This window comes from Planktotalea sp. (genome assembly GCF_049680325.1).
Lineage (GTDB): Bacteria > Pseudomonadota > Alphaproteobacteria > Rhodobacterales > Rhodobacteraceae > Planktotalea.
The window spans coordinates 1-8,025 of sequence record NZ_JBAUHO010000373.1; the positions used below are offsets into that span (position 1 = coordinate 1).

Genomic DNA, 8,025 nt, shown 5'->3' on the forward strand with positions numbered 1-8,025 from the left:
AGACGCAGCCCGCGATCTACCAGCAAATTTTCCCCGACACAGGGGCGACTGAGAACATCGAGCTGTCCAATCGCGCGCGCACTGGCACACCAATCGATTATGTTCCGAAAGAAGCGCATTATTCCCATTGGGTCGGCGAGCGCGCGATTGATTTCATCACGCATGAACGCGCAAATGCAGAGCCGTTCTTCCTGACCGCGAATTTCTTCGATCCACACCATTCCTTTGGGGCACCGCAGGAATTCAGGGACCTGATTGATGCGAACGCCATTCCTGTGCCGGTCACGAAACCAGGCGAGCTTGACGAAAAGCCAAAGGATCACCGCGCTTATTCCGAGAAAAGCTATAGCGGCACGTCGCCCGGATTTCAGGACTATACGGCGGCGGAAATCAAAGAAATCAGGGCGCAGTATTGGGCGATGATCGCACTGATTGATTATCAGGTCGGGCGGATGCTGAAGGCCTTGAAAGATGCAGGGCAGCTTGAGAACACGCTGGTTATTTACACGTCCGATCATGGTGAAATGCTGGGCAACCACCAGCAATTGCTGAAAGGTCCGCAGCTTTATGATGACTTGTGCCGCGTTCCGCTGATTGCCTGTTGGCCCGGTCAAATCCCGCAGGGGCAGCGCATCGCCAATCCTGTGCAATGGATCGATCTCAGTGCCAGCATCCTTGATGCCGCCAAATGCGGCGCGGGCAGGGGCGTGCAAGGCCAATCGCTTTTGCCATTGATGCGGGGCGAGGCAAAAACATTTCGTCCTTGGGCGCTGAGTGAATACCGTTACTCGGGTTTCCCGACTGACCCGCTCATCATGACCACAATGCTACGGCATGGTGATTGGAAGCTGATTGTCTGGCACGGCGCACCTGCTTGCGGCAACACCCGCGACGGCAAACTTTACAACCTGTCCGATGATCCCAGCGAGCTGCATAACCTTTATCACGCACCAGAACATCTTGCGCGCCGTCGACAGATGAAACAGCAAATGCTTGCTGCGATGGCAGAGGCAGAGGACAAAACACAGCCCAGATCGCGCCCTTGGTGACCTGCAAAGCCCTGCACGCTAGATCACGTTCCCAACGTTCAGACCCAAGCGCAGAACGAAAGGATACTTGTGCCTTAGATGGCTTTGAATGTTGTTGAAAGCACTGGAGGCGAGTACCGGAATCGAACCGGTGTACGCGGATTTGCAATCCGCTGCATAACCACTCTACCAACTCGCCAGCCAGTGATGCAGGGCAGATAACTGATCTGGCAAACTGCTGCAAGTGCCAAGCGCGACGAATTCGCTCTATTTCAGGGGCGCACTGGGCGTTGTAGCGGCGCGTTCTATGTGGCAAGACAGATCAAAGGATTCTGAACGAGCGAGTTTAGCCCATGTCTGATTTTACAGCGCGTCGCGTGATGATGGTCGATACACAAGTACGTCCTTCTGATGTCACAAAATTCCCCATTATTGATGCGATGCTTGACGTCGCGCGCGAAAACTTTGTTCCGCGCGATCGTCGTGAGGCCGCTTATGTGGATGGCAATATCCCGTTTGCTGAAGGCCGCGTTATTCTGGAGCCGCGCACATTGGCGAAAATGCTTGATGCGATTGACGTGCAAAACGACGATCTGGTGCTCGATATTGGGGCCGCTTTCGGCTATTCATCGGCGATCATCGCGCATATTGCACAGGCTGTTGTTGCCGTGGAATCCGATGCGACGATGTCCGAAGATTCCCAATCCGCGCTAAGTGATGCTGGCGCGGACAATGTGATTGTTCACGCAGGCGAACTGGCAATCGGCGTCGCAGAGCATGGTCCTTATGATGTCATCACAATAGAGGGCGGCGTTGAAACTGTCCCAACTGCGATCCTGGATCAATTGAAAGAGGGCGGGCGCATTGCTGCGCTCTTTATGAATGGTGCGCTGGGCGAAATGCGGGTGGGTCACAAGATTGACGGTCATGTAAACTGGCGTTTGGCCTTTAATGCGAGCGCGCCCGTGCTACCTGGTTTTGCTAAAGAGCGTGCTTTCGCGCTTTAAGGTGAAAAGCGTGCGACGGAATCTGCTCCTGCGCACGTATTTGAATGTATGACGAAGCTGCCAGAAGGGCGGTCGGTTCGTAGGGGAAAAGAATGAGCGAACTGAAATCACGCACTAAAACCTGGCTTGCTGCCGTTGGCCTGTCGCTTTTGAGTGTTCAGTCGGTTCAGGCCGATACGCTGTCAGATGCTTTGATTAGTGCGTTCAACCATTCCGGATTGCTGGAACAGAACCGCGCGCTATTGCGGGCCGCGGATGAAGATGTCGCAATTGCCACCTCTGCCTTGCGCCCGATCTTGAACTATTCCGCCTCGTTGTCGCGCAATTTTTCACGTTCGAACAATCATCTTACGAGCAACCTTTCCGAAAGCAACAGCACCGCCGCAACCATTGGAATTTCGGCCGAGCTGCTTTTGTTCGATGGCGGGCAATCCAAATTCGCGATTGAAGCGGCTAAGGAAAATGTCCTTGCGACGCGCGCGCGCCTGATCGCGCTGGAGCAATCCGTGCTTTTCCGCGCGATCCAAGCCTATATGAATGTGCGCCGCGCTTCCGAAACCGTCGCATTGCGTCAAAGCAATGTGCGTTTGATTACGCAGGAACTGCGCGCTGCACGTGATCGCTTTGAAGTGGGCGAAATCACCCGGACCGATGTTGCCCTGGCAGAAGCGCGCCTCGCGGCAAGCCGCTCTGGTCTGGCCGCCGCCGAGGGTGGCTTGATAAGCGCCCAAGAAGAATATCGCGCTGCGATTGGCCGCAAGCCAAGCAATCTTGCTGTGCCGAAGAACCTGCCAAAGACCGCAAGTTCGGTCGATAAGGCCAAAGATATTGCCGTGCGCAATCATCCTGATATGCACGCGGTCCAGCATGATGTTGCTGCTGCTGACTTGAATGTCCTGCGCGCAAACGCTGCGATGAGCGGCACAATCAAGCTTCGGGGTGGTTTGAACCACACCGAGACAGTGACGTCCAACACCTCTACCAATTCTGGTTCTATTTCGCTTGAGGCCAATGTCCCGATCTATCAGGGTGGGCGTCTGTCTGCCCTGCATCGCCAAGCCATGGCGCGGCGTGACGCTGCGCGCGGCTCTTTGCATGTGACGCGTCATCAGGTCCAGCAGAACGTTGGCGATGCCTTTGCCCAGCTTCGGGTATCGGCCGCATCCCGTGATGCAAGCGAACGCCAGATCAGGGCAGCGCGCGTCGCCTTTCGCGGCGTTCGTGAAGAGGCCAATGTCGGCTCGCGCACGACGCTGGATGTGCTGAACGCAGAGCAAGAGTTGCTCGATGCGCAGTTCAACCTGATTGGCGTGCAAACAGATGAGTTTATCGCGGCCTATGCTGCGCTTGCCTCAATGGGGTTGCTCACGGCCAAACATCTGAACCTGCCTGTGCAGCAGTATGATCCAGCGGCCTATTACAATCTGGTCAAAGACGCGCCCGCGCGTTCTGTACAGGGCGAAAAGCTGAACCGTGTCCTGCGCGCGCTTGGCAAGGAATGATCCGGATGCGGGGGCTGGGCGCAAGAAATTGCCATAGCTGCATGCAAAACTCCTTCTAATTCTTTCTAACTGTTGTGAGAATCTCTATCGGCAGGTATCCTGCGCGCGAGGCGAGAGTGGAATTATTATGGCTGATCCTGTTACCAATGTTGAAATAGAGGACGTATTGTCGTCGATCCGTCGCTTGGTTTCTGACGAAGCGCGCACGCCCATTCGCGCGCGCGATGACGTTGCATTCAAATCGGACGTGCCGCCTCAACCCGTTGAATTAGAAGATGAAACACCTGTCGAACCGATCTCGGAGCGCGCGCCATCAGCCGCACCAGCGCTTGTTCTGACGCCCGCATTGCGCGTTGCGACAAGCGACGATGAAGAGGGTGCCGCAACTGACGCCTCCGCGACCTCCGACGCGGTCGAGATCGACGCCACTGGCCCCACTTTGATTCTGGGAGAGGCCGAATTTCTTCCCGAGCCAGAGCAAAACCATGCGGCTATGTCATTGAACGAGAGTGATTCCGCCGAATTTGAAGCGCCTGAAGAATTTGAAGCGCCTGAAGAAATGGATGCGCGCTCGCAAAGCGTTACCGACGATGGCGATGATGAACAAATTGAAGATGCCGAATTGGTTGGCGAACAACTTGATACGGCCCCGGCGGACGTGCAGCCCCCCTTTGATGATAGCGAAGACGCGCTGGAGGACGATCAACCCCGCAGTATCGAAGACAAGATCGCAGCGCTTGAGGCACTGATAAGCAAGACAGATACCGACTTTGAGCCAGACGGCCTTGAGGACGGCGCGAATGCTGCGCGCAGCGGCGATGCGCTTCCTTGGGAGAACAGCGAACAACTCAAACAGGATACTGATGACATCGAGTTTCCTGATCCGGATGATGCATCGCAATCCGCGTCGTTCGATGAAGAGGCGATCGCTTTTCAACGCGCCCATTCGGAAGCCGTGGATTCGGCTCAAGCAGAGTTGGAATCCGACATCACCGATACGCTGCTAGATGGTGATGAGCTTGGCGCGGTTCTTGATGAAGAAGCTTTGCGCGATATGGTCGCAGAGATCGTGCGTCAGGAATTACAAGGGCCATTGGGCGAGCGCATTACGCGCAACGTGCGCAAACTGGTCCGCCGCGAAATTTATCGCGCTTTGGCTGCGAACGAGCTGGATTAAACCTTAACCGGCTGCGCCAGGTCTAGTAGCAAATCCAAATCCATGTGGGTTTCTAGATGCGCTGCAAGGCGATCCAAGGTGGCGTCAACCTCAACATCATAATTCACAGTGCTTGCAACCTCGGCCCCGAGAAAACTGGCCCGAAATCTGTCAGAGCTGAAAAGCCCATGCAGGTAGCAGCCCAGAATTTGCCCGCCATGACGTGCCGCGCCTTCACTGCGTCCGTCAATAGAGAGCCACGCATTTGCGCAATCAGGCCCGTCAGTTTGGCCGATGTGAATTTCATACCCTTCAACTGTGTCGCCTGTCGGCAGATAGGTCGCGCGGGTCTGGGCAAGGCGCTTTTGAGGCGACATGATAGTATGCACGTCCAGCAAGCCCAGCCCTTCGACCGTGCCCGGCGCGCCCTCAATCCCCAGTGGATCGCTGATCTGCTTGCCCAGCATCTGATAGCCGCCGCAAATGCCCAGAACACGGCCACCGCGGCGCACATGGGCCTGCAAATCAATGTCCCAACCCTGCGCGCGGAAAAAGGCGAGATCGGCAATCGTCGCTTTGGATCCGGGAATAAGCACCAAATCCGCATCGCCCGGTAAGGGGCGGCCTTGTTCAATGATCTCTACACTGACGTTCGGTTCGGCTGTAAGCGGGTCCAGATCGTCAAAATTGGCAATGCGCGACAGGCGCGGCACCACGATCTTGAAAGCGCCGCCCTTGCGTGACGCGATGTCCATCACGTCCTCGGCGGGCAATCGCCATGCCTCGGCAAACCATGGGATTACGCCCAAAGAGGGCCATCCCGTATGTTCGGTGATCGCAGTAAGCCCCTCATCAAACAGGCTGACGTCGCCGCGAAACTTGTTGATGCAAAAGGCTTTTATCCGATCCGCGTCTTCCTTCGGCAAGATCGTCTGCGTGCCGACGAGCTGCGCGATTACACCGCCGCGATCGATGTCGCCTGTCAGGATAACAGGAACGCCAGCAGCTTCCGAAAATCCCATATTGGCGATGTCGCCACTGCGCAAATTGATCTCTGCCGGACTGCCTGCGCCTTCAACGACAATGATGTCGGCGCTCTGTGCAAGGCGCGTAAAGCTTTCCAATACCGCGCTCATCAGTTTCGGTTTTGCTTTGGCATAATCACGCGCGCGCAGGGTGTCCCAGCGTTTGCCCTGGACAATCACTTGCGCACCCGTGTCTGTTTCGGGCTTGAGAAGGACAGGGTTCATATCGGTATGGGCATCGCGCCGCGCTGCGCGCGCTTGCAAAGCCTGTGCGCGGCCGATTTCGCCGCCATCTACGGTGACAGCAGCATTGTTTGACATGTTTTGCGGCTTGAACGGGGCAACAGACAATCCGCGATTGGATAATGCACGGGCGATGCCTGCCACGATCATGGATTTACCCACGTTCGATCCGGCCCCTTGAATCATAATCGCTTTGGTCATGGACAGCCCTCTTTTGCTTTGACAGACATAGTAGGCAGATGCGGTAAGAGGAAGAGTGATGAACACCCCGGCACATCTGATTTTGGGTCTTGCCGTGTTTTCGCGGCGCTCAGAGCCGAAAGTGACAGGCGCGGCGGCCCTTGGCGCATTGCTTCCTGATCTGTCGCTTTATGTTCTGGCGGGCACATCGCTTGCGATCCTGCGCATTCCTGCGGACGTGGTATTCGGCCAGCTGTATTTTTCGCAAGCCTGGCAGACAGTGTTTGCAATAGACAACTCATTCCTGATCTGGGGGATGATCCTAACCTTTGCATTATGGTGGCGGGCACGGGCAGGGCTGGCCTTTGCAGGGGCGGGTCTTTTGCATCTGGCACTTGATTTCCCGCTGCACCACGATGACGGGCGGCCGCATTTTTGGCCCGCGAGCAATTGGGTCTTCGAAAGCCCTGTCAGTTATTGGGACATTTTACATCACGCGTCATGGGTCGCACCGCTCGAAGGCATCATGGTCTTGTTTTGTGCGTGGGGATTGTTTCGACGGTTCAGCGGCTGGCGTATGCGCTCTGTTGCATTGGCACTGGTCGCGATGGAAGCCTTCGTGATCCGCAGTTGGTTGTTGTTTTTCTAGCGGCCAATAAAAAACGCCCCCGAGAGCAGATCGGGGGCGCTTAAGTTTTTAAGTTTAGGCGAAGGATTTAAGCAGCTTCCGCCTGTTGAGCGGCATTACGGCGCTCGGATTCTTCACGGGACAGCGCCACAGAGGTGCGCACGCCTTTGGATACGAAATCCATCAGACCTGTGACCACACGCTCGTTAGGGTCGATCCCTGCGCAGGACAGTACTTCCCGTCCGTCGCGGGAACGCGCCCAGCGAGCGATCTGCTCTGGACCGTTTCCATACTTCTTGTCGTCGGCAATTGCATCATCAAGCGCAGCGAGAACCACGGCGGCGAACAGTTTGCGCGCGCGGTTGCCTTGCTCAGAGTTGTAGGCAGTGCCATCAACGAAATCTCTCATAATTCCGACCTTTGTTCTTGCTCTTGTGTTTCCGGCATGAAGGCCTTTATGACCTATCGACTCCGATTCGGATACCCTGTAAATGCATAGCACTTATGCAAAAAACACATGGCTCGCTGCAATTGCAGCACGAGATATGGTGGTCTTGCACGGGGTCTTCCTGCCAGATATAGGAAGCATCAAGATTTCTTCAACCTTTTGCCACGGTTTTGCCACATGCCAAAAATTAACGGAAACGAGATTCGCCCCGGAAACGTTCTGGAGCACAACGGGGGTCTATGGGCCGCTGTGAAGGTCGATCATGTCAAACCCGGTAAGGGTGGAGCATTCGCTCAGGTGGAGATGCGCAATCTGCGTAACGGCTCCAAGCTGAACGAGCGCTTTCGCAGCGCCGACAAGGTCGAGCGCGTGCGTCTGGAGCAGAAAGACCAACAATTCCTCTACGAGAGTGACGGGATGTTGGTGTTTATGGATTCAGAAACCTACGAGCAGATCGAATTGCCTGCCGAGCTTTTGGGCGATCGTCGCCCGTTCTTGCAAGACGGCATGACGATCGTTGTGGAATTCCATGAGGAAGAGGCGCTGCATGCGACGCTGCCACAAAAGGTAATCTGCAAGATTGAAGAGACCGAGCCGGTTGTAAAAGGCCAGACTGCGGCCAACAGCTTTAAGCCGGCGATCCTTGAGAATGGCGTCAAAGTTATGGTGCCGCCGTTTGTTGGGCAGGGCGAGAGCATCGTCGTGAACACGGATACGATGGATTACTCCGAGCGCGCGTAATCTGATTGAGAGCGCCCTTTGGGCGCTCGCAGGGTTAGCCTGACCTTTTGGGTCAGGCCGTTTGTGG

The 8,025-nt window shown here is 55.7% G+C and carries 8 protein-coding genes and 1 tRNA gene; 6 read left to right on the forward strand and 3 right to left on the reverse strand.

Annotation, left to right across the window (positions count from 1 at the left end; translation table 11 throughout):
* Positions 1-1,049 (forward strand): sulfatase-like hydrolase/transferase (locus WBC85_RS16605; RefSeq protein WP_424439919.1); only part of this gene is annotated, 1,049 nt, incomplete at its 5' end.
* Between the two features lie 104 nt (positions 1,050-1,153).
* Here WBC85_RS16605 and WBC85_RS16610 read toward each other — a convergent pair.
* A tRNA-Cys gene (locus tag WBC85_RS16610) sits at positions 1,154-1,227 on the reverse strand.
* 154 nt (positions 1,228-1,381) lie between these two features.
* Here WBC85_RS16610 and WBC85_RS16615 point away from each other — a divergent pair.
* From WBC85_RS16615 to WBC85_RS16625, 3 genes are all read left to right on the forward strand, one after another.
* Positions 1,382-2,035, forward strand: a complete 654-nt coding sequence (locus WBC85_RS16615; protein WP_424439922.1) for a protein-L-isoaspartate O-methyltransferase family protein — start codon at positions 1,382-1,384, stop codon at positions 2,033-2,035.
* Between the two features lie 92 nt (positions 2,036-2,127).
* Positions 2,128-3,537 carry a TolC family outer membrane protein gene (locus WBC85_RS16620; RefSeq protein ID WP_424439925.1) on the forward strand — a complete coding sequence of 470 codons (1,410 nt, stop codon included), beginning with the start codon at positions 2,128-2,130 and terminating at the stop codon, positions 3,535-3,537.
* Positions 3,538-3,664: 127 nt separating this feature from the next.
* A complete protein-coding gene (locus WBC85_RS16625) occupies positions 3,665-4,714 on the forward strand; it encodes a hypothetical protein (RefSeq protein ID WP_424439928.1) in 1,050 nt (349 codons plus the stop codon).
* Here the strand turns inward: WBC85_RS16625 and WBC85_RS16630 are convergent.
* Complete coding sequence (locus tag WBC85_RS16630; RefSeq protein ID WP_424439931.1) at positions 4,711-6,162, reverse strand: cobyric acid synthase; 1,452 nt, start codon at positions 6,160-6,162, stop codon at positions 4,711-4,713. The genes WBC85_RS16625 and WBC85_RS16630 overlap by 4 nt on opposite strands.
* A gap of 58 nt (positions 6,163-6,220) precedes the next feature.
* On the opposite strand from WBC85_RS16630, the gene WBC85_RS16635 reads away from it, so the two are divergent.
* A complete protein-coding gene (locus WBC85_RS16635; RefSeq protein ID WP_424439934.1) occupies positions 6,221-6,790 on the forward strand; it encodes a cobalamin biosynthesis protein CobQ in 570 nt (189 codons plus the stop codon).
* A 67-nt stretch (positions 6,791-6,857) separates the two neighbouring features.
* Here WBC85_RS16635 and WBC85_RS16640 read toward each other — a convergent pair whose 3' ends face one another.
* Positions 6,858-7,178, reverse strand: coding sequence for a DUF6280 family protein (locus WBC85_RS16640; protein WP_085308147.1), 321 nt, complete (start codon positions 7,176-7,178; stop codon positions 6,858-6,860).
* 216 nt (positions 7,179-7,394) lie between these two features.
* Between WBC85_RS16640 and efp the strand changes: the two genes are divergently transcribed.
* Positions 7,395-7,958 (forward strand): elongation factor P, encoded by a 564-nt coding sequence (gene efp, locus WBC85_RS16645; protein WP_424439937.1) that lies wholly within the window; start codon positions 7,395-7,397, stop codon positions 7,956-7,958.
* Positions 7,959-8,025: the final 67 nt, after the last annotated feature.